A 23,495-nucleotide genomic window follows, 5' to 3' on the forward strand; every position below is an offset into this window, starting at 1 on the left:
CAGCCGCGTCCCGAAGAGGAAGACGCGCTCACGTTGCCGACGGCAGCGGAGCGCTTGCGAACTCTCGTCGAGGGTAACTCGTCCGCCCGGCTCGTCATTCCCGGCCTGGACGGCGCCGATCCGTTCGGCATGATGCCGTCGGAGCGCACGGTGACCGAGGACGGCGACATCATCCTGTGCCTCCCGCCCGACTCCCCCGCGGTGCGCGCCGCCACGCACGCCGAGGACGACGAGCTCACCGCTGTGCTGGAGATCACGGACATCGCACCCGTCGCCGTCCGCCACCGGGTCCGCGCCCACGCCTGGGTCGCGGGCTGGCTCACCCCGATACGCGACGGCCGGCCGGGACGGCTGCGGCTTGAGTTCGGCGAGGCCGCGGTGGACGACCTGTGGGGCGCCGACCCGGTCGAACCCGAGGAGTTCGCCGGCGCCGGGGCCGATCCGTTCGCCGTCCACGAGGCCGAACTGCTCCAGCACCTGGCAACCGCGCACGGCGGCCAACTCGACTGGCTGTGCGCACTGGTCGGCGGGCGGAACGGACAGTGTGCGGCGCCGCACGGCGCGGTTCCGGTGGCGCTCGACCGGTTCGGGCTGCGGGTGCGGTTCAGCGGGGACGGCCACGCCTTCGACGCGCGCTTCGACTTCCCCGCGCCGGTGGCCGACCACGGCCAACTGCGGCGCGCCATGCACGCGTTGTTCGACACCGCCCGGGACGCCGCCGGTCACGCACCGGGCGAGGCGTAGTCTGCCGATCATGTTTGTTGTCGAACTGACCTACACCGCACCGCTGGAACGCATCGACGCCGCGCTCGCCGACCACGTCGCCTGGCTGGACAAGCAGTACGCCGACGGAACCGTCATCGCCTCCGGCCGCAAGGAGCCCCGGGACGGCGGCGTGCTGATCATGGTGGCCCCGGACCGGGCCACCGTGGAAGCGCTGGTCGCCACCGACCCGTTCGCCGTCGCGGGCGTCGCCGAGTACCGCGTCATCGAGTTCGTCGCCACCAAGACGGCACCCGCCCTGGAGCGGTACCGGCAGCAACTCCCGTCCTGAGACCGGCGGTTCACCCGCCCGACAACCGGCCCCGGACGCGGTCGAGCACATCGGCGTAGCGCGCCTCCGCCCCATAGCGGGTGGGCTCGTAGTAGCGCCGGCCGTGCACCTCGTCCGGGGCGTACTGCTGGGCGGCGATGGCCCCCGGCAGGTCATGCGGGTACTGGTAGCCCTCGCCGTGCCCGAGCTTGCTCGCGCCCTTGTAGTGGCTGTCCCGTAGGTGCGGCGGCACCGGGCCCGCGAGGCCCTTGCGCACGTCGCCGATCGCCGCGTCGATCGCCAGGTAGGCGGCGTTGGACTTCGGCGCGAGCGCCAGCGCGATGGTGGCCTGGGACAGGGTTATCCGGGCCTCCGGAAAGCCGATCATCTGCACCGCCTGCGCCGCGGCGACCGCGGTCTGCAGCGCCTGCGGGTCCGCCAGCCCGATGTCCTCGCTCGCCGAGATCATCAGCCGCCGGGCGATGAACCGCGGGTCCTCGCCCGCCTCGATCATCCGGGCCAGATAGTGCAGGGCGGCGTCCACGTCGGAGCCCCTGATGGATTTGATCAGCGCGCTGGCCACGTCGTAGTGCTGGTCACCGTCACGGTCGTACTTCACCGCGGCCCGGTCCACGGCCGCTTCCAGCGTCTCCAGGGTGATCTCGGGCTCGCCCTTGGCCAGCGCCGAGCCCGCCCCCGCCTCCAGCGCGGTCAGCGCGCGCCGGGCGTCTCCGCCCGCGATGCGCAGCAGATGCGCCTCGGAGTCCTCGGGCAGTGCGACGGCACCCGCCAGACCGCGCGGGTCCGCCAGCGCCCGGTGCAGCAGCCCGCGCAGGTCGTCGTCGGTGAGCGCTTCGAGGGTGAGCAGCAGCGAGCGGGACAGCAGCGGCGAGATCACCGAGAAGTACGGGTTCTCCGTGGTGGCGGCGATCAGCGTCACCCAGCGGTTCTCCACCGCCGGGAGCAGCGAGTCCTGCTGGGCCTTGCTGAAACGGTGGATCTCGTCCAGGAACAGCAGCGTCTCACGCCCGTACGCACCCGACTCGCGCTTGGCGCTGTCGATGACGGCGCGGACCTCCTTGACGCCCGCGGTGATCGCCGAGAGCTCCACGAACCGCCGGTTGGTGGCATGGCTGACCACGTACGCCAACGTGGTCTTGCCGGTGCCCGGCGGCCCCCACAGGATCACCGAGGCGGGACCGGCCGGGCCGCCGCTGCCCTCACCGACGAGACGGCGCAGCGGCGAGCCGGTCTTCAGCAGATGCCGCTGGCCCACCACCTCGTCGAGGGTGCGCGGACGCATCCGCACGGCGAGCGGGCTTCCGCCCGGCTCCCTCTCCTGGCGTTCCTCGGCGGCTACGGTGAACAGATCCGGTTCCACGCCAAGAAGCCTAGGACACCCCTCTGACAGTGCCTGGTCGCGCGACCTAGATCAACGTGCTCCAGTACGACCACCAGCGGGTCAGGATCAGCATGATGATCACGCCGTACCAGAGCACCGGAACCGCCCAGTGGAACTCCAGAGCCGCCGAGCGCAGCCCCCGCGGTACCGGGATGACGCGGTGCTTGATGTTGTGCACCAGCGTGTACCAGAAGGCGGCGATGGTCACCACCCAGGCCAGCGAGCACCACAGGCACAGCGAGCCGATGCTGTACAGCGACTCGTACTGCAGCCAGGTCACGAAGCCCACCCCGAACAGGGTGCCCGCCTGGAGGCCGAGCCAGAACCACGGGCGGTAGCGAGCCCCTGCCAGCACGCCCATGCCCACGCACATCATCACCGGATAGGCGACCAGGCCGATCATCGGGTTCGGGAAGCCGAACGCCGATGCCTGGGCACTCTTCATGATGTTGCCGCAGGAGATGATCGGGTTGAGGCTGCACCCGGGCACGAAGTTCGGGTTCTTCAGCAACTCGAACTTGTCGATGGTGATCACCCAGGCGGCGAGCAGTCCCAGGGCGCCGCACACCACGAGCAACACGCTGAACGCCCGGCTCGCGCCGATGAGTCCCGCCGTCTCCTGCCGTTCGTCACTGCGTGTCTCGTCAAGCGCCGATGTCGTCATGTCGCCTTCTGTCGCCGTGTGCTCGGGTCCCCGCCTCTTCCAGCGTGCCTCATTGTGCACCAGAGGTCCGCTACGCGGACCCGGACCGTCGAGTGAGCCGGACGGCCCCGGCTTGACGGTGGGGGGACCGGACGGCGCATATCCGGTCCCCCTTGTCGCTACGTACGCACCCCTCGCCTGGTTCAGCTCGCCGCCAGCCGAGCGCTAGGTGCTGGGGCTGTCCGAGAGGCGCTCGCGGACGGTGTCCACCAGCGCGTCCAGCGCGACCGCGCTCTGCTCGCCGCTCTCCAGGTCCTTCAACTGCACGGTCCCCTCGGCGAGATCACGCTCACCGGCGACCACCGCGAACCGGGCGCCGGACCGGTTGGCCGACTTCATCGCGTTCTTCAGGCCCTTGCCGCCGTACGCGAAGTCCGTCGCCACGCCCTGCCGGCGCAGTTCGGTGACGAGCGAGAACAGCGCGCGCCGCGCCTCCTCGCCGAGCGGCACCGCGAACACGTCGGTGTGCGCGGGGAGTTCGAGCTCGATGCCCTCGGCCTTCAGCGCCAGTACGGTGCGGTCCACCCCCAGCGCCCAGCCCACCGACGGCAGCGCCGGGCCGCCGATCATCTCGGACAGGCCGTCGTAGCGGCCACCGCCGCCGACCGCGGACTGCGAGCCGAGACCGTCGTGCACGAACTCGAAGGTGGTCCTGGTGTAGTAGTCCAGGCCGCGCACCAGCTTCGGGTCGTCCTCGAACGCCACGCCCGCGGCGGTCAGCAGCTCCCGTACCTGCTCGTGGTAGCTCTTGCACGCCTCACACAGGTGGTCGCGCATCATCGGGGCGCCGACCAGCTGCTTCTGCACCGCCTCGCGCTTGTCGTCCAGCACCCGCAGCGGGTTGATCTCGACCCGCCGCCGGGTCTCCTCGTCCAGGTCGAGGGCGCGCAGGAACTCCTGGAGCGCCGCACGGTAGACGGGACGGCACTCCTTGTCGCCCAGCGAGTTCAGCAGCAGCCGGAAGTTCCGCAGCCCCAGCGAGCGGTAGGCGTCGAAGGCCAGGATGATCAGCTCGGCGTCGAGCGCCGGGTCCTCCGTGCCCAGCGCCTCCGCGCCGACCTGGGAGAAGTGCCGGTAGCGGCCCTTCTGCGGGCGCTCGTAGCGGTAGTACGAGCCGGAGTACCACAGCTTGACCGGCAGGTTGCCGAGCTTGTGCAGGTTGGCCTCCAGCGCGGCGCGCAGCACCGAGGCGGTGCCCTCGGGGCGCAGCGCCAGCTCGTCGCCACCCTTGGTGGTGAGGGTGTACATCTCCTTGGTCACGATGTCGGTGGACTCACCCACACCGCGTGCGAAGAGTTCGACGGCCTCGAAGCCCGGGGTCTCGATGTAGCCGTACCCGGCCCGCTTCAGCGGTGTGGAGATCGCCTCACGTACCGCGAGGAACACGGAGGAGTCCGGCGGAATCAGGTCGTACGTGCCCTTGGGGGCGGAAAAGGTACTCAACGGAAGAGTCGTCACAATCCTCGTCGTGGAGCCGTGGTGTCGGCTCCGAGGCCGCGGGCCACCTCGCGCAGGTACGGGTTGGTGGCGCGTTCGCGGCCGATGGTGGTCTGGGGGCCGTGGCCGGACAGCACCACGGTCGAGTCGTCGAGCGGCAGGCACACACGGGCCAGCGATTCGAGGATCTCGGCGTGCGAGCCGCCAGGCAGGTCGGTGCGTCCGATGGAGCCGGCGAACAGCAGGTCGCCCGAGAACAGCACCGGCGGGATCTCCGCCGTCTCGGGCAACCGGAAGGTCACCGACCCCTTGGTATGGCCGGGCGCATGCGAGACGGTCAGCTCCAGGCCCGCCAGGGACAGCGCCGAGCCGTCGGTCAGCTCCCGTACGTCGTCGGGCTCCCCCACCGTCAGCCCGCCCATCAGCTGCTGGCCGATGGACATGCCCAGCGCCTTCTCCGGGTCGCTCATCATGTAGCGGTCCTCGGGGTGGATCCAGGCGGGCACGCCATGGGCGCCGCACACCGGAACGACGGAGGCGACATGGTCGAGATGGCCGTGGGTGAGGACGACGGCCACCGGCTTGAGCCGGTGCTTGGCGATGGTCTCCTCGACGCCGCGGGCCGCTTCATGGCCCGGGTCGATGATCACGCACTCCTCACCGGCGGCGGGGGCGACCAGGTAGCAGTTGGTCCCCCAGGCCCCGGCGGGGAACCCGGCAATGAGCACGATCGTCCTTCTGTCGTCCGCGTCGGTCTGCGCAGCAGGTTTCTGCAGACGACGAGCCTACCGGCGGCGGTACGAGACAAGCGAACCCGTATCGTCGCGGGTCTCGTGCCGGTCCCGTATCGTCACCGCAGCAGACCAAGCGGTAACGGCTAGCGCCACGGCACACCCGGGAGAAGCAGAAGTGGTCAGCAAGGATCAGCGGCGGCGCCAACTCGCCCGCGAGAAGTACCTGCGCCAGCAGCAGCGCCGCACCGAGCAGCGGGGCAGGGCACGCAAGCGCAACGCGGCGATCGCCGGTGTGGTCGCCGTAGTGGTGGCGGCCGGTGCCGCGGCATGGGCCTCCACCGGTCTCGGCGGCGACAAGAAGACCACCGCCGACGCGGCCAGTTCCGCCTCGGCCACGTCCACCAGCAAGGCGCCGGACCCGTGCGCCAAGCCCGCACCGGGCTCCCCCGGCACCAAGCAGTGGAAGTCCGAGCCGTCGATGTCCGTCGACAGCAAGGCCTCGTACGCCATGGACCTGGCCACCACCTGCGGTGACATCAAGCTGAAGCTGGACGCGGGCAACGCGCCGCACACCGTGAACTCCTTCAAGTTCCTGGCCGACCAGGGCTTCTTCGACCACACCAAGTGCCACCGGCTCACCACCAGCGGCATCTACGTGCTCCAGTGCGGCGACCCCAAGGGCACCGGCCAGGGCGGCCCCGGCTACACGCTGCCGGACGAGGACCTCAAGGACCCCGCGATCGCCAAGGGCACCTACCCGGCGGGCACGGTCGCCATGGCCAACACCGGCCAGCCGCACACCGGCGGCAGCCAGTTCTTCCTGGTCTACAAGGACAGCCCGCTGCCCGCCTCGTACACCCCCTTCGGCACCATTGACGCCGACGGCATGAAGGTGCTCCAGAAGATCGCCGCCGCGGGCGAGGACGATTCCAACAACCCCGGCGACGGAAAGCCCAACGCCACGGTGGTGATCAACAAGGCGACCGTCACGCAGTCGTGAATTCCGGTCGTGCGGGATGCGGACAGCCGGGGCGCGGTTCGCCTATGTTGGCGTTGTACAAGGTGACGGTCGCTCTCCGGAGCGGCCGCGGACCGCACAGCGGGCGCCTGCGCCGACGGCTGCCGCCCTCGCGGAATCCGAACGCGGTCGGAACCACCATCAGCAGCACGTCGGAGCGGCCAGGGCGAGGCCCGGCCGGAGGAAACTGTGGACGATGCCCGCGCACCGCTGGACGGGCCGGGCATCACGTGGAGGAGGCGCTGTGAGCAGCGACCCATGGGGACGCGTCGACGAGACGGGGACCGTGTACGTGCGGACGGCCGACGGTGAGCGGGTTGTCGGTTCGTGGCAGGCGGGCTCTCCCGACGAGGCGCTGGCCTATTTCAAGCGCAAGTACGACGGGCTCGTCGTCGAAATCGGCCTCCTCGAACGCCGGGTGCGCACCACCGACCTGTCCGCCAAGGACGCCATGACCGCGATCGAGCACCTGCGGACCACGGTGAACGAGGCGCACGCGGTGGGTGATCTGGACGCGCTCACCAAGCGTCTTGACGCCCTCGTGGAGCAGGTCGCGACGCGCCGTGAGGAGCGCAAGGCCGCCAAGGCCAAGGCGACGGACGAGGCGCGGACCGCCAAGGAGGACCTGGTCGCGGAGGCGGAGCAGCTGGCCACCAGCGAGCAGTGGCGCAACGCCGGTGAGCGGCTGCGGGCCCTGGTGGACAGCTGGAAGGGCCTGCCGCGGCTGGACCGCAAGACCGATGACGAGCTGTGGCACCGGTTCAGCCACGCCCGTTCCGTCTTCTCCAAGCGCCGCAAGGCGCACTTCGCCTCGCTCGACGCGCAGCGCGAGGAGGCACGGCAGCTCAAGGAGAAGCTCGTCCTGGAGGCGGAGGCGCTCTCCGGCTCCACCGACTGGGGCCCCACGGCGGCCCGTTACCGCGAGCTGATGTCGGACTGGAAGGCCGCGGGCCGGGCCCAGCGGGAGGCCGAGGACGAGCTGTGGAACCGCTTCCGCGGCGCCCAGGACGTCTTCTTCGCGGCCCGGGCCGAGGTGTTCGCCGAGCGCGACTCCGAGCAGCGCGAAAACCTCGCGCTGAAGGAGGAGTTGGCGATCGAGGCGGAGAAGCTGCTGCCGGTGACGGACCTGAAGGCGGCGCGGGCCGCCTTCAGATCGATCAACGAGCGGTGGGAGGCCATCGGCCATGTGCCGCGGGAGGCCCGCCCGAAGATCGAGGCCCGGATGCACGCGGTGGAGCGGGCGCTCCAGGACGCGGAGGAGGCCGAGTGGCGGCGCACCAACCCGGAGGCGCGGGCTCGCGCCGAGGGGCTGACCGGCCAGCTCCAGGCGGCCGTTGACAAGCTGCGGCAGCAGCTCGAGGCCGCTCGCGCGGCCGGGAACACCGCCAAGGCCGACAAGCTGGCCAAGGAACTGGAGGGCCGCCAGGCTCTCCTGGACCAGGCACTCAAGGGACTCCAGGAGTTCGGCGGCTAGCCCCCGCGCTGCCACACGTCGTCCTCAAACGCCGGACGAGCTTGGATCCCAAGCCCGTCCGGCGTCTCTCGTTCAGCCCGTGGGCGTCCCTACCGCGACCGGCCCGAGGTCACCCGGTACACGTCGTAGACGCCCTCTACACCCCGAACCGCCTTCAGGACATGTCCCAGATGCTTGGGGTCGCCCATTTCGAAGGTGAAACGGGAGGTCGCGACCCGGTCGCGAGAGGTCTGAACAGCCGCCGACAGGATGTTGACATGCTGGTCGGACAGCACCCGCGTCACATCGGAGAGCAACCGCGACCGGTCCAGCGCCTCGACCTGGATGGCCACCAGGAAGACCGAGGACTGGGTCGGCGCCCACTCCACCTCGATGATCCGCTCCGGCTGCTGGGACAGCGAGTCGACGTTGACGCAGTCCGCCCGGTGCACCGAGACCCCGTTGCCCCGGGTGACGAAGCCGATGATGGGGTCGCCCGGCACCGGCGTACAGCACCGGGACAGCTTGACCCACACATCCCGCTCGCCCTTGACGATCACACCGGGGTCGGCGTTCGCCCGCCGCTTCGCGCGGCTGCGCGACGGCGTGGTGACCTCGGCGATGTCCTCGGTCGCCCCCTCCTCGCCACCGAGCGCCTCAACGAGCTTCTGCACCACGGACTGCGCGGTGATGTGCCCCTCGCCGATCGCCGCGTAGAGCGCCGATATGTCGGGGTAGCGCATCTCGTGCGCCAGGGTGACCAGCGAGTCGCCGGTCAGCACCCGCTGGATCGGCAGGTTCTGCTTGCGCATCGCCCGGGCGATGGCTTCCTTGCCCTGCTCGATGGCCTCCTCGCGGCGCTCCTTGGAGAACCAGGCGCGGATCTTGTTGCGGGCCCGCGGCGACTTGACGAAGCCCAGCCAGTCCCGGGACGGCGCGGCGCCCGGCGCCTTGGAGGTGAAGACCTCGACCAGGTCGCCGTTGTCCAGCGTCGACTCCAGCGGCACCAGGCGCCCGTTGACCCGTGCGCCGATGGTGCGGTGGCCGACCTCGGTGTGCACCGCGTACGCGAAGTCCACCGGAGTGGCGCCCGCGGGCAGCGCTATGACATCGCCCTTCGGCGTGAAGACGAAGACCTCGTTGCGCGACAGGTCGAAGCGCAGCGACTCCAGGAACTCGCCCGGGTCCTCGGTCTCCTTCTGCCAGTCGAGCAACTGCCGTAGCCACGCCATGTCGTTGACGGCGTCGTCCGACTTGGCCGCCTTCGGGCTGTCGGTACGCACCTTGGAGGCACCGGCGACCGCCTCCTGCTTGTACTTCCAGTGCGCGGCGATGCCGTACTCGGCGCGGCGGTGCATGTCGAAGGTGCGGATCTGGATCTCGACCGGCTTGCCACTGGGCCCGATGACCGTCGTGTGCAACGACTGGTACATGTTGAACTTGGGCATCGCGATGTAGTCCTTGAACCGCCCGGGCACCGGGTTCCACCGCGCGTGGATGGTGCCCAGCGCCGCGTAGCAGTCGCGGACGGTGTCGACGAGGACGCGGATGCCCACCAGGTCGTAGATCTCGGCGAAGTCCCGGCCCCGCACGATCATCTTCTGGTAGACGCTGTAGTAGTGCTTCGGGCGGCCGGTGACGGTGGCCTTGATGCGGGCGGCGCGCAGGTCCTGCTGGACCTGGTCGGTGACGACCGCGAGGTACTCGTCGCGCTTGGGCGCGCGCTCGGCGACCAGCCGGACGATCTCGTCGTACATCTTGGGGTAGAGGATCGCGAAGGCGAGGTCCTCCAGCTCCCACTTGATGGTGTTCATGCCCAGCCGGTGCGCCAGCGGGGCGTAGATCTCCAGCGTCTCGCGGGCCTTCTTCTCCTGCTTCTCCCGCTTGAGGTAGCGCATGGTGCGCATGTTGTGCAGCCGGTCGGCGAGCTTGATGACCAGGACCCGCGGGTCCTTGGCCATGGCGACGACCATCTTGCGCACCGTCTCGGCCTGCGCGGCCTCGCCGAACTTGACCTTGTCCAGCTTGGTGACGCCGTCCACCAGCAGCGCGACCTGCTCCCCGAAGTCGCGGCGCAGCGTGTCCAGGCCGTACTCGGTGTCCTCGACGGTGTCGTGCAGCAGCCCTGCCATCAGCGTCGCGGGGTCCATGCCCAGTTCGGCCAGGATGGTGGTGACGGCGAGCGGGTGAGTGATGTACGGGTCGCCACTCTTGCGCTTCTGGCCGCGGTGCCAGCGCTCCGCGACCTGGTAGGCCCGCTCGATCTGCCGCAACCCGGAGGAGTCGATCTTCGGATCGTTACTGCGCACGATCCGCAGCAGCGGTTCCAGCACCGGGTTGTACGGACTGGAGCGCTGTACGCCCAGCCGGGCGAGCCGGGCCCGTACCCGGTTGGAGGAGCCGCCGGAGCGCGCCGGTGCCGTGCCCGGGACGGGCTTGGCGGTACGAGCGCCGCTGGCGTCGGAGGGCGTCCGGGCAAGGGCGCCGTCCGCAGACTTCCCCGCGGGGGTCGGCGCGGACCGCGACGTGTCGTTTCCGCCCCCGGCGGTGAGCGGCTGGGCCTCGTCTGGCAAGGGCACTCCTCAAGCGGGTCGGACTCCCATGGTATCGGTGTGTCGACCAGGACCGCGTGCGACGGCGGCCGGCAGCTCCCGGACGCGACGGAGGCGGGCTCCCCGGCCGGAAAGCCCGCCTCCGTCGCGGTGCTGAGCGTCAGACGACGATGAGCGCCTCCAGGGGCGCCCCCGCCAGGGTCGGCGCAAGCCGGCCGCGGCCATCCAGGAAACCGAGTTCCATCAGCACCGCGACGCCCGCCACCTCGGCGCCCGCGCGCCGGACGAGGTCCAGCGAGGCCTTGGCGGTACCGCCGGTGGCCAGCACGTCGTCGATGACGAGGACCCGGTCTCCCGGCCCGAAGGCATCCGAGTGGACCTCGATCTCGGCCGTTCCGTACTCCAGCTCGTACCCCTGCCGCAGGGTACTGCCGGGCAGCTTGCCCGCCTTGCGTACCGGTACGAAGCCGATCTCCGCCTTGGCCGCCGCCGGAGCGGCGAGTATGAAGCCGCGGGCTTCGAGGCCGACGACCTTGTCGGCTCCCAGGCGCACGCACAGCGCGGCCAGGGCGTCGGTAAGGGCCCCGAAGGCCGCCGGGTCAGCGAGCAGCGGGGTGATGTCCTTGAACACCACGCCCGGCTTCGGATAGTCGGGTACGTCGCGGATCCGGCTGAGCAGCAGTTCACGCAGGTTGGATCGGGCGGTGTCCGCCGTGGTCACTGGTGGGTCTCCTCGCTCAGCGGCGCTTGCCGGAAGGGCGGCCGCGGCCGCGGGAGCGTGCGGTGGGCTGACGTCGCTGACCGCCGACGGTGGCCGTGGCGGCCGCCTCGACCGGCTCGTCGTCGACGTCCGCGGGCACCGCGTCCTGCGGCTCCTCGCTCTCGCCCTTCGCCTCGGCCGCGGCGCGCTTGGCCTTGACCCGCTTGGCGAGCGCCCGCATCTCCGGGGTGCGCTCCTTGAGGGAGGCGACCAGCGGGGTGGCGATGAAGATCGAGGAGTAGGCACCGGCCGCCAGACCGACGAACAGCGCCAGCGCGATGTCGTTGAGCATGCCCGCGCCGAGCAGCCCGCCGCCGACGAACAGCAGCGCGGCGACCGGCAGCAGGGCGACCACGGTGGTGTTGATGGACCGCACCAGGGTCTGGTTGAGGCTGCGGTTGGCCAACTCGCTGTAGGTGAAGCGGGTTTGGCTGGTGATGCCCTTGGTGCTCTCCTTCAGACCGTCGAAGACCACCACGGTGTCGTAGAGCGAGTAACCGAGGATGGTCAGCAGGCCGATGACCGTACCCGGGGTCACCTCGAAGCCGACGATCGCGTACACACCGATGGTGATGGTGAGGTCATGGACCAGCGCGACCAACGCGGAGATCGCCATGCGCCACTCGAAGGCGACGGCGAGGTAGAGCACCACCAGGACCATGAAGATGACCAGGCCGAGTTCGGCCTTCTGGGAGATCTCCTGGCCCCAGCTCGGGCCGACCACCTGCGGGGAGATGGCGTTGGGGTCGACGTTCAGTTCCTTGGCGAGGTCCTGCTTGACCTTGTCCGCGGTGGTGCCGTCGATGCCGCTGACCTGGATGCGCAGTCCGCCGGTGCCGAGCTTCTGGGCGATGACGTCGTGGTGCCCGGAGATGACGTTCTGCGTCTTGGTCTGCGCGTCCCCCGTCGACACCGAGGTCTTGGGCGTGGTGAAGACCGCGCCGCCGGAGAACTCGATGCCCTTGTTCAGGCCGTTGACCGCGAGGCCGATGATCGCCACCAGGGTGATGACGATGGAGACGCCGTACCAGAGCTTGCGCTTGCCGACGAAGTCGTAGGAGACCTCGCCCCGGTGCAGGCGGTGACCGAGATTACCGAGCCGGGACATCAGGCCTCCTTGGCTTCGGGGCTGGCGGTACGGCGACCGCGGCGCAGCGGTGCCTGGACACCGAGGCTCTTGGGGTTGAGCCCGGACCAGGGGTGGCCCTGCGCGTAGAACTTGCGCCGGGCGAGGATCGTCATCAGCGGCTTGGTGAACAGGTAGACCACCACCACGTCGAGCAGGGTGGTCAGGCCGAGGGTGAACGCGAAGCCCTGGACCTTGCCGACCGAGCAGATGAACAGCACGGCCGCGGCGAGGAACGACACGAAGTCGGACACCAGGATGGTGCGCCGGGCCCGCGGCCAGGCCCGCTGGACCGCCGGGGCGAGGCTGCGGCCACCGCGTAGCTCGTCGCGGATCCGCTCGAAGTACACGATGAACGAGTCCGCCGTGATACCGATCGCGACGATGGCACCGCAGACCGCGGGCAGGTTCAGCGCGAAGCCGATCGCCGGGCCGAGCAGCGTCATGATGGCGTAGGTGAGCGCGGCGGAGACCAGCAGGCTGACCACGGCGACGAAGCTCAGACCGCGGTAGTACGCGAGCAGGTAGAGCACCACCAGCGCCAGGCCGACCGCGCCGGCGATCAGGCCGCCGTGCAGCTGCTCACCGCCGAGCTGCGGGGAGACGGTGGTGACGTCCGAGGTGTTGAAGGACAGCGGCAGCGCGCCGTAGGACAGCACGTTGGCCAGGTCCTCGGAGGACTGCTGGGTGAAGTTGCCGTAGATCTGGGCGCTGCCGCCGGTGATCGCCGAGGAGACCGAGGGCGCCGAGACGACCTGGTTGTCCAGCACGATGGCGAACTGGTTGTTCGGCGGCTGCTGCTTGGCGAGCTGACCGGTCACGTCGGCGAACTTCTTGCCGCCCGCGGAGCTGAACTCCAGCGTGACGATCCATCCCTCGCCGGACTGGGTGTCGTAGACCGACTTGGCGCCGGAGACCTGCTTACCGTCCACCTGGGCCGGGCCCAGGATGTACTTGGTCTTGCCGTCCTGGCTGCACGCGACGGTGGTGTCGGTCGGCTGGGCGCCGAGCCCGGCGTTCGCCATCTGCGTGGGCTTGGAGCAGTCCAGCGCGTTGAACTGCTTCTGCACGGCCGGGGGCACGCCTGCGGCGCCGGAGGTCGGCGGAGGCGTGCTGGCCGCGGAGGGGTTGGTCGAGGGGGTGGCCGACGGGGTCGCCTTGGGGCTGCTGGAACCGGCCGCCTTGACAGCGTCGGTGACCGCCCGGCCCTGGGTGGTGGAACTGGGCGACGGGGAGGTCGACGGCTTGGCACTGGCGCCGTTCTTGCCCGCGCCCGACGGGGAGCTGGACGGGGCGGACGACGGGCTGCCGGAGGGGCTCGGCGACGGCTTGTTCCCGGCGGCCGGGGCGTTGTTGGCCTCGGTGATCACCGTGCGGAAGTACAGCTGGGCGGTGGTGCCGACCTGCTTCTTCGCCTGATCGGCGTTGGTGCCCCGGGGGATGTCGACGATGATGTTGCGATCGCCCTGGGTCTGCACCTCCGCCTCGGAGACACCAAGACCGTTGACCCGCTTGTTGATGATGCTGACCGCGGTGTCCATGTTGGCCTTGTTGATCGCGTTGGCCTGACCCGGAGTGTTCTTCGCGGTCAGCGTGATCTCGGTGCCACCGGCGAGGTCGATGCCCAGCCGCGGGCTGGTGTGCCCGGAGATGAACATGCCTCCGGTGAGCGCGACCAGAGCCACCAGGATCACGGCCAGCGCGCGGCCGGGGTACCCCTGGGCCCCCGGCGACCTGCGCCCCTTCTTGGGTGCTGCCACCTTCTCGTTTCTCCCTGTCCAACCGTTTCCGCGTCGGCGTTGCTGTCGCGGGACGGCCACGAATGATGTGAGGACGTGCCGGACGTGCTGGACGCAGGGCCTTCAGCCTAGCCCTGAACCCGCGACTTACTTCTCGCTGTCCTTGGCGTCCTTCGCCGTGTCGGCGTCGCGCACCGCGTCCTTGGCGTCGGTGGCCTCGCCGTCGGTGGCAGCGGCCTTGTCCAGGTTGACGGGCTCCTCGTCCTGGGACTTGGCGGCGTGCTCCGGCTCGTCGGCGGGCTCGACGACCGGGGTGCCGTCAACGCCGGGGTGCTCGTCGAAGGTGAGCGGGATGTCGTTGTTGACGAGGCTGTCGTACTCCTCGTCGCTCAGCACCGCGCCGACGGCGTTCTTGGCGTACAGCGAGTGGACACCCGGAGCGACCTCCAGCAGGACGGTCGTGTCGCGGACCTCCTTGACCTTGGCGATCATGCCGCCGATGGTCCGCACACCCGTACCGGGCTGCATCTGGTTGCGCATCTCGGCAGCCTGGCGCTGCTTGTTCTTGGCCGAGCGGGTCATGAGCAGCATGACGCCGATGATCAGGATGAAGGGGAGAAGCGTGGCGATGTTCACGGCCTGGGGGTTTTCCTTCGCGCGGCCACGTGGACGCGGCCTGGTCTACGGATGGGGGTGTGGGGTGCGGATGCCGTCCTAGGAGGGCATCGGCGGAGTCTAGGCGAACCCACACCTTGGGAACAACGCCCAGCATTGCACTCAGGTTCCGCGAGCGGCGAGTCCCCGCGCCGTCACTGGCCGAACAGCCCCTGCTGGCCGGGCGGGTTCGACTGCTGCGGCGGAACCAGGCCCAGGTGGGCCCAAGCGGCGGGAGTGGCGATCCGGCCACGCGGAGTGCGCGCCAGCAACCCCTCACGTACCAGGAATGGCTCCGCCACCTCCTCCACCGTCTCCCTCTCCTCCCCCACGGCCACCGCCAGTGTCGACAGTCCCACCGGTCCACCGCCGAACAGCCGCAACAGGGCGTCCAGCACCGCGCGGTCCAGCCGGTCCAGGCCGCGCAGGTCCACCTCGTACACATCGAGTGCCTGCGCGGCGATCTCGCGGGTGATCGCGCCGTCCGCCTTGACCTGGGCGTAGTCGCGGACCCGGCGCAGCAGGCGGTTGGCGATCCGGGGGGTGCCGCGGGACCGGCCGGCGATCTCGGCGGCGCCCTCGGGGTCGATCGCCACGTCGAGCAGATCGGCGGAGCGGCGCACGACCCGCTCCAGTTCGGCGGGCCCGTAGAACTCCATGTGGCCGGTGAAGCCGAAGCGGTCGCGCAGCGGGGGCGGCAGCAGGCCCGCCCTGGTGGTGGCACCGACCAGGGTGAACGGCGGCAGCTCCAGCGGAATGGCGGTGGCGCCGGGGCCCTTGCCGACGATCACGTCGACCCGGAAGTCCTCCATCGCCATGTAGAGCATCTCTTCGGCGGGCCGGGACATCCGGTGGATCTCGTCGAGGAAGAGGACCTCGCCCTCGGTGAGCGACGACAGGATCGCGGCCAGGTCGCCCGCGTGCTGGATGGCGGGTCCCGAGGTGATCCGGATCGGGGCGCCCATCTCGGCGGCGATGATCATCGACAGGGTGGTCTTGCCGAGGCCCGGAGCGCCGGAGAGCAGTACGTGATCGGCGGTGCCGCCGCGCTGGCGGGCCGCTTTGAGCACCAGGTCGAGTTGTTCGCGGACCCGCTCCTGACCGATGAACTCGCCGAGGTCCTTGGGCCGCAGGGCGGCCTCGACGGCGCGCTCCTCACCGTCCGCGGCTGCGGCGACCAGCCGCTGGTCGGTCTCGGGTACTGGGTCGTCCCAGGTCATGGGTGGGTCTGTCCTTTGTCGGGGCGGACGTCGTTGCGGTCGGCGGGCTAGCGGGCCCGGTTGAGGGTCTTCAGAGCGGAGCGCAGCAGTGCCGAGACATTGGGCGTGCCGCCCTCGGCCTCTGCCTCGGGCGCCACCGCGGCGACCGCCTCATCGGCCTGCCGGGGCTGGTAGCCCAACCCGACCAGGGCGGCGTGGAGTTGGTCCCGCCACGATGCGGGCGCGGCGGCCGCGGGGGCCGCCACGGTGCCGCCGCCCACGGGGGCGCCGAGTCGGTCCTTGAGCTCCAGCAGCAGCCGTTGGGCGCCCTTCTTGCCGATGCCGGGCACCGCGGTGAGCGCCTTCTCGTCGTCCGTGGCGACGGCCAGCCGCAGGGCGTCGGGCGAGTGGACGGCGAGCATGGCCTGGGCCAGCCGGGGCCCAACCCCGCTTGCCGTCTGCAGGAGTTCGAAGACCTGCCGCTCGTCGTCGTCGGCGAAGCCGTAGAGGGTGAGCGAGTCCTCGCGCACCACCAGGGAGGTGGCCAGCCGGGCCGGCTCCCCCAACCGAAGCGCGGCCAGGGTGCCGGGGGTGCACTGGACCGACATCCCCACACCGCCGACCTCCACGACCGCGGTGTCCGGGGACAGGGCCGCGACCGGCCCACTGACGAAGGCGATCATGCGGTGCCTTTCGGAGTACGGAGCCGCTGGGCGGCGACGGCCTGGCGCAGCCGGTCGCTGGCCGTGCCGCGCCAGATGTGGCAGATGGCCAGGGCCAGCGCGTCGGCGGCGTCGGCGGGCTTGGGCGGTGCGTCAAGCCGTAGCAGCCGGGTGACCATGGCGCCGACCTGCGCCTTCTCGGCCCGGCCGCTGCCGGTGACGGCGGCCTTGACCTCGCTGGGGGTGTGCAGTGCGACCGGAAGGCCGCGGCGGGAGGCGCAGAGCAGGGCGACGGCGCTGGCCTGCGCGGTGCCCATCACGGTGCGGACGTTGTGCTGGCTGAACACCCGCTCCACGGCGACGAATTGCGGCCGGTGCTCGTCGAGCCAGGCCTCTATGCCGCGTTCGATGAGCACCAGGCGCTCGCCGATGTCCGCGTCGGCCGGGGTGCGGACGACGCCAACTCCCGCCATGCGCAACGGTTTTCCCGGGGCGCCGTCCACCACGCCGATACCGCAGCGGGTCAGTCCCGGGTCCACTCCGAGCACACGCACCGAGCCCCTCCCTTCACGCCGTCGATCAGCTGTTCTTCGGAGGTTATCGGGTGCCACTGACAACGAAGGGGGGCCGGTGGGGGTGTTTCCCACCGGCCCCCCTTCAGGGGCTCAGGCTTCGACCTTCTCCATGATCTCGTCCGGGACGTCGAAGTTGGCGAACACGTTCTGCACGTCGTCGCTGTCCTCAAGGGCGTCGATCAGCTTGAAGATCTTGCGCGCGCCCTCCTCGTCCAGCTCCACCTGCATGGTGGGAAGGAAGTTGGCGTCGGCGGAGTCGTAGTCGATGCCCGCCTCCTGGAGCGCCTTGCGCACCGGGACCAGGTCGGTGGCCTCGCTGATCACCTCGAAGGACTCGCCCAGGTCGTTGACCTCCTCGGCGCCCGCGTCGAGCACGGCACCGAGCACGTCGTCCTCGGTCAGCCCGTTCTTCGGGACGATCACCACGCCCTTGCGGTTGAACAGGTACGACACCGAGCCCGGGTCGGCCATCGAGCCGCCGTTGCGGGTCATCGCGACGCGCACCTCGGAGGCGGCGCGGTTGCGGTTGTCGGTGAGGCACTCGATCAGCACGGCGACACCGTTCGGGCCGTAGCCCTCGTACATGATCGTCTGGTAGTCGGCGCCGCCCGCCTCCAGGCCGGCACCGCGCTTGATCGCGCTGTCGATGTTCTTGTTCGGTACCGAACTCTTCTTGGCCTTCTGTACGGCGTCGTAAAGAGTCGGGTTGCCGTCCAGGTCGGCACCGCCCATCCGCGCCGCGACCTCGATGTTCTTGATCAGCTTCGCGAAGAGTTTGCCGCGCTTGGCATCAATCACGGCCTTCTTGTGCTTCGTCGTAGCCCATTTAGAGTGGCCGGACATCCGCCTGTCTCCTTCACGTCACCAAACTGCCAACGAACACTTGTGATCCTACCGGGATCACGCGGTCCGGCTTTTCACCCCGACTGCCGCACCATGCCCGCGAACAACGCGTGCACCCTGTGGTCTCCGGTCAGCTCCGGGTGGAAGGAGGTGGCGAGCAGGTTGCCCTGGCGGACGGCGACGATCGTCTCGTCCCGCAGCCGCGCGAGCACCTCGACCCCGGCGCCCACCGACTCGACCCATGGAGCGCGGATGAAGACGCCCTCGCAGGGGCCGCCCTCGATGCCCGCGATCTCCACGGCGGCCTCGAAGGACTCGTTCTGGCGGCCGAAGGCGTTGCGACGCACCGTCATGTCGATGCCGCCGATGGTCTCCTGGTCGTCACGGCCGTCGAGGATCTTGTCGGCGAGCATGATCATGCCCGCGCAGGAGCCGTAGGCGGGCATTCCGCCGCGTATCCGGGCGCGCAGCGGTTCCAGCAGGCCGAAGGTGACGGCCAGCTTGGACATGGTGGTGGACTCGCCGCCCGGGATCACCAGGCCGTGGACACCGTCGAGTTCCTCGGGGCGGCGCACCGGGCGGGTCTGGACACCGGCGGCCTCCAGCGCGGCGGTGTGCTCACGTACATCGCCCTGGAGGGCGAGCACGCCGACGGTGGGGGTAATGGGCACAGCGGAACCTTTCGGAGACGTTTCTCGGCCCAACGGACGGGCCACGGCCGCGCGGTGGGGATTCCGGGGCGAAGCCCCTGGAAGCTCCCAGCGCGGCCGTGGCCCGGACCATCGGTGGTTCGGGGCGGGTGGTTACCAGCCGCGGTTGGCGTAGCGCTCGGTCTCCGGGAGGGTGTCGCAGTTGATGCCGACCATGGCCTCGCCCAGGCCGCGGGAGACGTCCGCGATCACCTTCGGGTCGTCGTAGAAGGTGGTGGCCTTCACGATCGCGGCGGCGCGCTGGGCCGGGTCGCCGGACTTGAAGATGCCGGAGCCGACGAAGACGCCCTCCGCGCCGAGCTGCATCATCAGCGCGGCGTCCGCCGGGGTGGCCACGCCGCCCGCGCTGAACAGCACGACGGGCAGCTTGCCGAGCGTGGCGACCTCCTTGACCAGCTCGTACGGGGCGCGCAGCTCCTTGGCGGCGGCGTACAGCTCGTGGTTGTCCAGGCCGCGCAGCCGGGCGATGTCGCCCTTGATCTGGCGCAGGTGGCGCACCGCCTCGACCACGTTGCCGGTGCCCGCCTCGCCCTTGGAGCGGATCATGGCCGCGCCCTCGGCGATCCGGCGCAGCGCCTCGCCCAGGTTGGTCGCACCGCACACGAAGGGCGTGGTGAAGGCCCACTTGTCGCTGTGGTTGACCTCGTCGGCGGGGGTGAGGACCTCGGACTCGTCGATGTAGTCCACGCCCAGCGCCTGGAGCACCTGGGCCTCGACGAAGTGGCCGATCCGGGACTTGGCCATGACCGGGATCGACACCGCGTTGATGATGCCGTCGATCATGTCGGGGTCGGACATGCGGGCCACGCCGCCGTCCTTGCGGATGTCGGCGGGCACCCGCTCAAGCGCCATGACCGCGACGGCACCGGCGTCCTCGGCGATCTTGGCCTGCTCCGGGGTGACCACATCCATGATCACACCGCCCTTGAGCTGCTCGGCCATGCCGCGCTTGACGCGCGCGGTGCCGGTCTCGGGGCTGGCAGTGGTGCTGGCGGGCGTGGTGGACAAGATTGACCTCACTCGTTGAGATACGTGTGCGATAGGCCCATCGTAGGACCGTACGGATCGACCCTGGACCTGCCCTCAGGTCCACTTCGGCCGGACCGCCGCTACGGAACTGACAAAACCCGAGGCATCAGACCAAGAACAAGGGCCAATCGCCACCCAGTGGCCCGATTTCCACCGCTCCGCGGGCCGCGGTTGGCCTGGGAACGGCCGCTAGCGGCTCGCCCCGTCCGCGGTGAGGGCCTGCGGCGGCTCGTCGTCCATCTCGAAGGCCAGCGGGAACGGCGCGTGCCCGGCCAGCCGGAACCAGCGGACGGCGCGCTGCCGCCGTAGGGCGCGCGCGGCGCGCACCGCGTCGTTGTGGAACCGGCGGGCCATCGGGGTACGGCGTACCGCCGCGGTCAGTTCGCCCACCGCCTCCGGGCCGCCCGGTGCCTCCCGTACCGCCTGTACGGTGTCGGGCTCGGCGAAGACCGCGCGCAGCGTCTGGCTCAGGTCACTCTCCGCGACCTCGCGCTGCTCGTCCTCGGCCTGCCGGGCCGCGTGGGCGGTCTGGTACAGCACGATCGAGGCGGCCGGATCGAGGATGCCGGAGGTCGCCAACTCCTGTGCCACCGAGGCGCGGCGCAGCAGTTGCGCGTCCAACGCGGCGCGCGCCGCGTCGATGCGCGCGTGCAGGCGGTCCAACCGGCCGGCGGTCCAGCTGAGATAGATGCCCAGCAGGACCAGTGCTGCCGCGATCCAGATCAAGGTGAACGTCACGGGCTGCAAGCCTACGGGTTCGTGCGGATGGTCGGGGGTTCGCGTGGTCTCTCCACCACCCGCCCGTCCGTTCGCCGTCCCACCGGCGGGCAACGCATCGTCCCCCACCCACAACCGATGCGGCGCACCGGTACGCGAAGGTGGCAGCAAAGAAGTGGGAGGCGGGAAGAGGAACGCGAACCCCGCGGAGGGTCACAGGCGCAACCGCGCCCGCAGCCCGGTCCGTTCGTCCGGCGCCACAGAAGCCGCGCCGTCCGTCACCATCTCGTAGACCGAAAGGATCTCCGCCCCGACCGTCGACCAGTCGAACCGCCGTACGTGCCTGCTGCCCGACTCCCGCAGCTCCGCGAGCCGTTCGCGGTCGCCGATCAGCCGTACCGCCGAAGTGGCCAGCGCCTCCGCGTCCTCCACCGGGAACAACTCGCCCGCCGCTCCCCCGTCCAGCACCTGCCGGAAGGCGTCGAGATCGCTGGCCAGCACCGGCGCGCCCGCCGACATCGCCTCCACCAGGATGATGCCGAAGCTCTCACCACCGGTGTTGGGCGCCACGTACAGGTCCACGCTGCGCAGCATCCGCGCCTTGTCCTCGTCGCTGACCATGCCGAGGAACTCCACACGCTCGCGCATGGATTCGGGCAGCCCGTCGACCGCCTCCTCCTCGTCGCCGCGCCCGGCGACCAGCAGCCGGGTCTCCGGCCGGGCCGCGAGGATCTTCGGCAGCGCCCGCATCAGCGTGGGAAGTCCCTTGCGCGGCTCGTCGATCCGGCCGATGAAGCCAATCGTTTCCCCTTGCCACTGCGGCTTCGGTTCGGCCTTCGCGAAGAAGTCGACGTCGACGCCGTTGGGGATCACCACGGCATCGCCGCCGAGGTGTTCGACGAGGGTGCGCCGGGCGTACTCGCTCACCGCGATCCGCGCGCTGATCTTCTCCAGCGCCGGTTGCAGGATCGGGTATGCGGCGATCATGGCGCGCGAACGCGGGTTGGAGGTGTGGAACGTGGCCACGATCGGCCCCTGCGCCGCCCAGCAGGACAGCAGCCCCAGCGACGGCGAGGCGGGCTCGTGGATGTGGATCACGTCGAAGGCTCCGTCGTGCAGCCAGCGCCGTACCCGCGCGGCGGACAGGAAGCCGAAGTTGAGCCGGGCCACCGAGCCGTTGTACGGCACCGGCACCGCCCGCCCGGCGGAGACGACGTAGCCCGGCAGCGGGGTGTCGTCGTCGGCCGGGGCCAGCACCGAGACCCGGTGGCCGAGACCGATCAGGTGCTCGGCGAGGTCCCGGATGTGGAACTGCACGCCACCGGGGACATCCCAGGAGTACGGGCAGACGATCCCGATCCTCAAGGCCGCTCCGTTCCGGAGCCGTCGGACCGCCGAGCGGCGATGTCCGGGCGCGGTTCCAGGTCCGCGAGCCACAGCCGCTGCAGCATGTGCCAGTGCTCCGGATGCTCGGCGATGCCCTCGGCGAAGGCGTCGGCCATCCGTTGCGTCATCGCCTTCGCCTTCTCGGTCCGGGTCCCGCCCTCGGGCACCTCGATCCGGGGATGCACCTGTCCGCGCATGACCGCCGACTCGTCGTACCAGAGGGTGACCGGCAGTAGCGGCGCACCGGTCTGTACGGACAGCATCGCAGGTCCCGCGGGCATCCGGGCGGTATCGCCGAAGAACGAGACCTCGATCCCGGAGGCGGACAGATCGCGGTCGGCGACCAGGCAGACCAGTCCCCCGGCACGCAGCCGCCGGGCGAGGGCGCCGAACGCGGCGCCACCGGTGTGCGGCAGCACCTCCATGCCCAGGCCCTCGCGGTATGCGACGAACCGGTCGTAGAGCGTCTCGGGCTTGAGCCGCTCCGCGACGGTGGTGAACGGTACGCCGAGCTTGGTGGTGACCCAGGCGCCCGCCAGGTCGTAGTTGCCCATGTGCGGCAGGGCGAGGACCACGCCGTTGCCCGCGGCGAGCGCCTCTTCGAGCAGATGGATGTCCTTGACCTCGAAACCGTCCCTGATGCGCTGCCTGCTCCAGGCCGGGAGCCGGAAGGACTCCATCCAGTACCGCAGGTAGGAGCGCATTCCGGCGCGGGACAGCTCGGCCAGGCGCTCGGGGGTGGCGTCCGGGACGACCCGCGCGAGATTCGCCTCCAGGCGCAGTACTCCCTTGCCGCGCCTGCGCCAGGTCAGATCGGCTATGCCCCGGCCCAGTGCGTTCGCCACGGGCTCGGGCAGCCGTTTGACCGCGGTCCATCCGGCCCCGTACAGCGCGTCGGTGAGCTTCTCCTTCACGCCGGGTTCCCCTCCCCTTCGCGTGCCGCCGCGTCGGCCTCCGCCGCCTCGCGGCGCACGGTGACCACGCGCTGCACCATGGTCACCAGGCTGCCCGCGGCCACGATCCACAGCGCGATCGGCAGCAGCACCTGGATGCCCGGTACACCGAACTTGTGCAGCCCGGAGACGCCGCAGGCCACCAGTGAGATCACCAGCCGCTCGGCGCGCTCCACCAGCCCGTTGACGTTGACCGGCAGCCCGATGGCCTCGCCGCGCGCCTTGGTGTACGACACGATCTGGCCGCTGGCCAGGCAGAAGATGGTCACCGCGCACAGCACCAGGCTGTGGCCGCCCCCGGCGTACCACAGCGCGAGACCTCCGAAGATCGCCGCGTCCGCCACCCGGTCAAGGGTGGAGTCGAGGAACGCCCCCCAACGGCTGGAGCGGCCCAGCTGGCGGGCCATGTTGCCGTCGACCAGGTCGGAGAAGACGAACAGCGTGATGACGACGGTGCCCCAGAAGAACTCGCCCCTGGGGTAGAAGGCCAGCGCCCCCGCCAGCACGCCCCCCGTACCGACGAGGGTGACCGCGTCGGGGCTGACGCCCAGACGCAGCAGCAGTGCGGCGAACGGTGTGAGGACACGCGTGAAGAAAGCACGCGCGTACTTGTTCAGCATGGCCTTCCCGACAGGTCAGTGGTACCGGCTTGGCCCCTTTCGGCCCCGGCGGCCCCATCGTAGCCAGGCGCCGAGTGCGGCCGGTCACAGGCACCCGTCCGGTACGGGCGGGGGTACGACGTATGGACGCAAACGTAAGGGCGTGGGAAGGTCGAATAACCGCGGGCGCCACCGGAGCCGCCTGATCAGT

At 70.4% G+C, this 23,495-nt stretch carries 23 protein-coding genes; 4 read left to right on the forward strand and 19 right to left on the reverse strand.

All coding sequences use genetic code 11. The features are described 5' to 3' along the window. Positions 1–33: 33 nt before the first annotated feature. Positions 34–744, forward strand: coding sequence for a DUF2470 domain-containing protein (locus P3G67_RS06495; RefSeq protein ID WP_276092812.1), 711 nt, complete (start codon positions 34–36; stop codon positions 742–744). Positions 745–754: 10 nt separating this feature from the next. Then, positions 755–1,054, forward strand: coding sequence for a YciI family protein (locus P3G67_RS06500; RefSeq protein WP_269854914.1), 300 nt, complete (start codon positions 755–757; stop codon positions 1,052–1,054). Positions 1,055–1,064: 10 nt separating this feature from the next. Here the strand turns inward: P3G67_RS06500 and P3G67_RS06505 are convergent, their stop codons facing one another. From P3G67_RS06505 to P3G67_RS06520, 4 genes are all read right to left on the reverse strand, one after another. Continuing rightward, positions 1,065–2,414, reverse strand: coding sequence for a replication-associated recombination protein A (locus tag P3G67_RS06505; protein ID WP_276092605.1), 1,350 nt, complete (start codon positions 2,412–2,414; stop codon positions 1,065–1,067). Positions 2,415–2,460: 46 nt separating this feature from the next. Then, on the reverse strand, positions 2,461–3,099 hold the full coding sequence (locus P3G67_RS06510) for a vitamin K epoxide reductase family protein (RefSeq protein WP_276092606.1): 639 nt from the start codon (positions 3,097–3,099) through the stop codon (positions 2,461–2,463). Between the two features lie 204 nt (positions 3,100–3,303). Further along, positions 3,304–4,581 (reverse strand): histidine--tRNA ligase, encoded by a 1,278-nt coding sequence (hisS, locus tag P3G67_RS06515; protein WP_276092607.1) that lies wholly within the window; start codon positions 4,579–4,581, stop codon positions 3,304–3,306. Between the two features lie 11 nt (positions 4,582–4,592). Further along, positions 4,593–5,303, reverse strand: a complete 711-nt coding sequence (locus P3G67_RS06520) for an MBL fold metallo-hydrolase (protein WP_269854918.1) — start codon at positions 5,301–5,303, stop codon at positions 4,593–4,595. Positions 5,304–5,484: 181 nt separating this feature from the next. On the opposite strand from P3G67_RS06520, the gene P3G67_RS06525 reads away from it, so the two are divergent. Beyond that, complete coding sequence (locus tag P3G67_RS06525) at positions 5,485–6,309, forward strand: peptidylprolyl isomerase (RefSeq protein ID WP_276092608.1); 825 nt, start codon at positions 5,485–5,487, stop codon at positions 6,307–6,309. A gap of 262 nt (positions 6,310–6,571) precedes the next feature. Further along, entirely contained in the window at positions 6,572–7,801 is a 1,230-nt protein-coding gene (locus P3G67_RS06530) for a DUF349 domain-containing protein (RefSeq protein ID WP_276092609.1), read from the forward strand. An 89-nt stretch (positions 7,802–7,890) separates the two neighbouring features. Here the strand turns inward: P3G67_RS06530 and P3G67_RS06535 are convergent, their stop codons facing one another. From P3G67_RS06535 to pgsA, 15 genes are all read right to left on the reverse strand, one after another. Further along, positions 7,891–10,353, reverse strand: a complete 2,463-nt coding sequence (locus P3G67_RS06535; protein ID WP_276092610.1) for a RelA/SpoT family protein — start codon at positions 10,351–10,353, stop codon at positions 7,891–7,893. 139 nt (positions 10,354–10,492) lie between these two features. Next, on the reverse strand, positions 10,493–11,053 hold the full coding sequence (locus P3G67_RS06540; RefSeq protein WP_276092611.1) for an adenine phosphoribosyltransferase: 561 nt from the start codon (positions 11,051–11,053) through the stop codon (positions 10,493–10,495). A gap of 16 nt (positions 11,054–11,069) precedes the next feature. After that, the gene (secF, locus tag P3G67_RS06545; RefSeq protein WP_276092612.1) at positions 11,070–12,200 is read right to left on the reverse strand and encodes a protein translocase subunit SecF; all 1,131 of its coding nucleotides are present in this window, start codon (positions 12,198–12,200) and stop codon (positions 11,070–11,072) included. Continuing rightward, positions 12,200–13,978 carry a protein translocase subunit SecD gene (secD, locus tag P3G67_RS06550; protein ID WP_276092613.1) on the reverse strand — a complete coding sequence of 593 codons (1,779 nt, stop codon included), beginning with the start codon at positions 13,976–13,978 and terminating at the stop codon, positions 12,200–12,202. The genes secF and secD overlap by 1 nt, the downstream gene beginning before the upstream one ends. A gap of 126 nt (positions 13,979–14,104) precedes the next feature. Further along, positions 14,105–14,593 (reverse strand): preprotein translocase subunit YajC, encoded by a 489-nt coding sequence (gene yajC, locus P3G67_RS06555; RefSeq protein ID WP_276092614.1) that lies wholly within the window; start codon positions 14,591–14,593, stop codon positions 14,105–14,107. A 173-nt stretch (positions 14,594–14,766) separates the two neighbouring features. Next, entirely contained in the window at positions 14,767–15,831 is a 1,065-nt protein-coding gene (ruvB, locus tag P3G67_RS06560; RefSeq protein WP_269854926.1) for a Holliday junction branch migration DNA helicase RuvB, read from the reverse strand. A 47-nt stretch (positions 15,832–15,878) separates the two neighbouring features. Next, entirely contained in the window at positions 15,879–16,493 is a 615-nt protein-coding gene (gene ruvA / locus P3G67_RS06565) for a Holliday junction branch migration protein RuvA (protein WP_276092615.1), read from the reverse strand. Continuing rightward, entirely contained in the window at positions 16,490–17,026 is a 537-nt protein-coding gene (gene ruvC / locus P3G67_RS06570; protein WP_269854928.1) for a crossover junction endodeoxyribonuclease RuvC, read from the reverse strand. The genes ruvA and ruvC overlap by 4 nt, the downstream gene beginning before the upstream one ends. 111 nt (positions 17,027–17,137) lie before the next feature. Next, positions 17,138–17,890 (reverse strand): YebC/PmpR family DNA-binding transcriptional regulator, encoded by a 753-nt coding sequence (locus tag P3G67_RS06575; RefSeq protein ID WP_269854929.1) that lies wholly within the window; start codon positions 17,888–17,890, stop codon positions 17,138–17,140. A gap of 74 nt (positions 17,891–17,964) precedes the next feature. After that, on the reverse strand, positions 17,965–18,561 hold the full coding sequence (pdxT, locus tag P3G67_RS06580) for a pyridoxal 5'-phosphate synthase glutaminase subunit PdxT (protein WP_269854930.1): 597 nt from the start codon (positions 18,559–18,561) through the stop codon (positions 17,965–17,967). Positions 18,562–18,693: 132 nt separating this feature from the next. After that, positions 18,694–19,608: a pyridoxal 5'-phosphate synthase lyase subunit PdxS gene (pdxS, locus tag P3G67_RS06585; RefSeq protein ID WP_269854931.1), complete on the reverse strand. Its 915-nt coding sequence runs from the start codon at positions 19,606–19,608 to the stop codon at positions 18,694–18,696. A 210-nt stretch (positions 19,609–19,818) separates the two neighbouring features. Next, positions 19,819–20,367: a hypothetical protein gene (locus P3G67_RS06590; protein WP_269854932.1), complete on the reverse strand. Its 549-nt coding sequence runs from the start codon at positions 20,365–20,367 to the stop codon at positions 19,819–19,821. Between the two features lie 192 nt (positions 20,368–20,559). After that, entirely contained in the window at positions 20,560–21,711 is a 1,152-nt protein-coding gene (locus P3G67_RS06595; protein ID WP_276092616.1) for a glycosyltransferase family 4 protein, read from the reverse strand. Beyond that, on the reverse strand, positions 21,708–22,646 hold the full coding sequence (locus tag P3G67_RS06600; RefSeq protein WP_276092617.1) for a phosphatidylinositol mannoside acyltransferase: 939 nt from the start codon (positions 22,644–22,646) through the stop codon (positions 21,708–21,710). The genes P3G67_RS06595 and P3G67_RS06600 overlap by 4 nt, the downstream gene beginning before the upstream one ends. Further along, complete coding sequence (pgsA, locus tag P3G67_RS06605; protein ID WP_276092618.1) at positions 22,643–23,305, reverse strand: phosphatidylinositol phosphate synthase; 663 nt, start codon at positions 23,303–23,305, stop codon at positions 22,643–22,645. Before pgsA ends, P3G67_RS06600 begins: the two co-directional genes overlap by 4 nt. Between the last annotated feature and the right edge of the window lie 190 nt (positions 23,306–23,495).

Source organism: Streptomyces silvisoli (assembly GCF_029269905.1).
Classification (GTDB): Bacteria; Actinomycetota; Actinomycetes; order Streptomycetales; family Streptomycetaceae; genus Streptantibioticus_A; species Streptantibioticus_A silvisoli_A.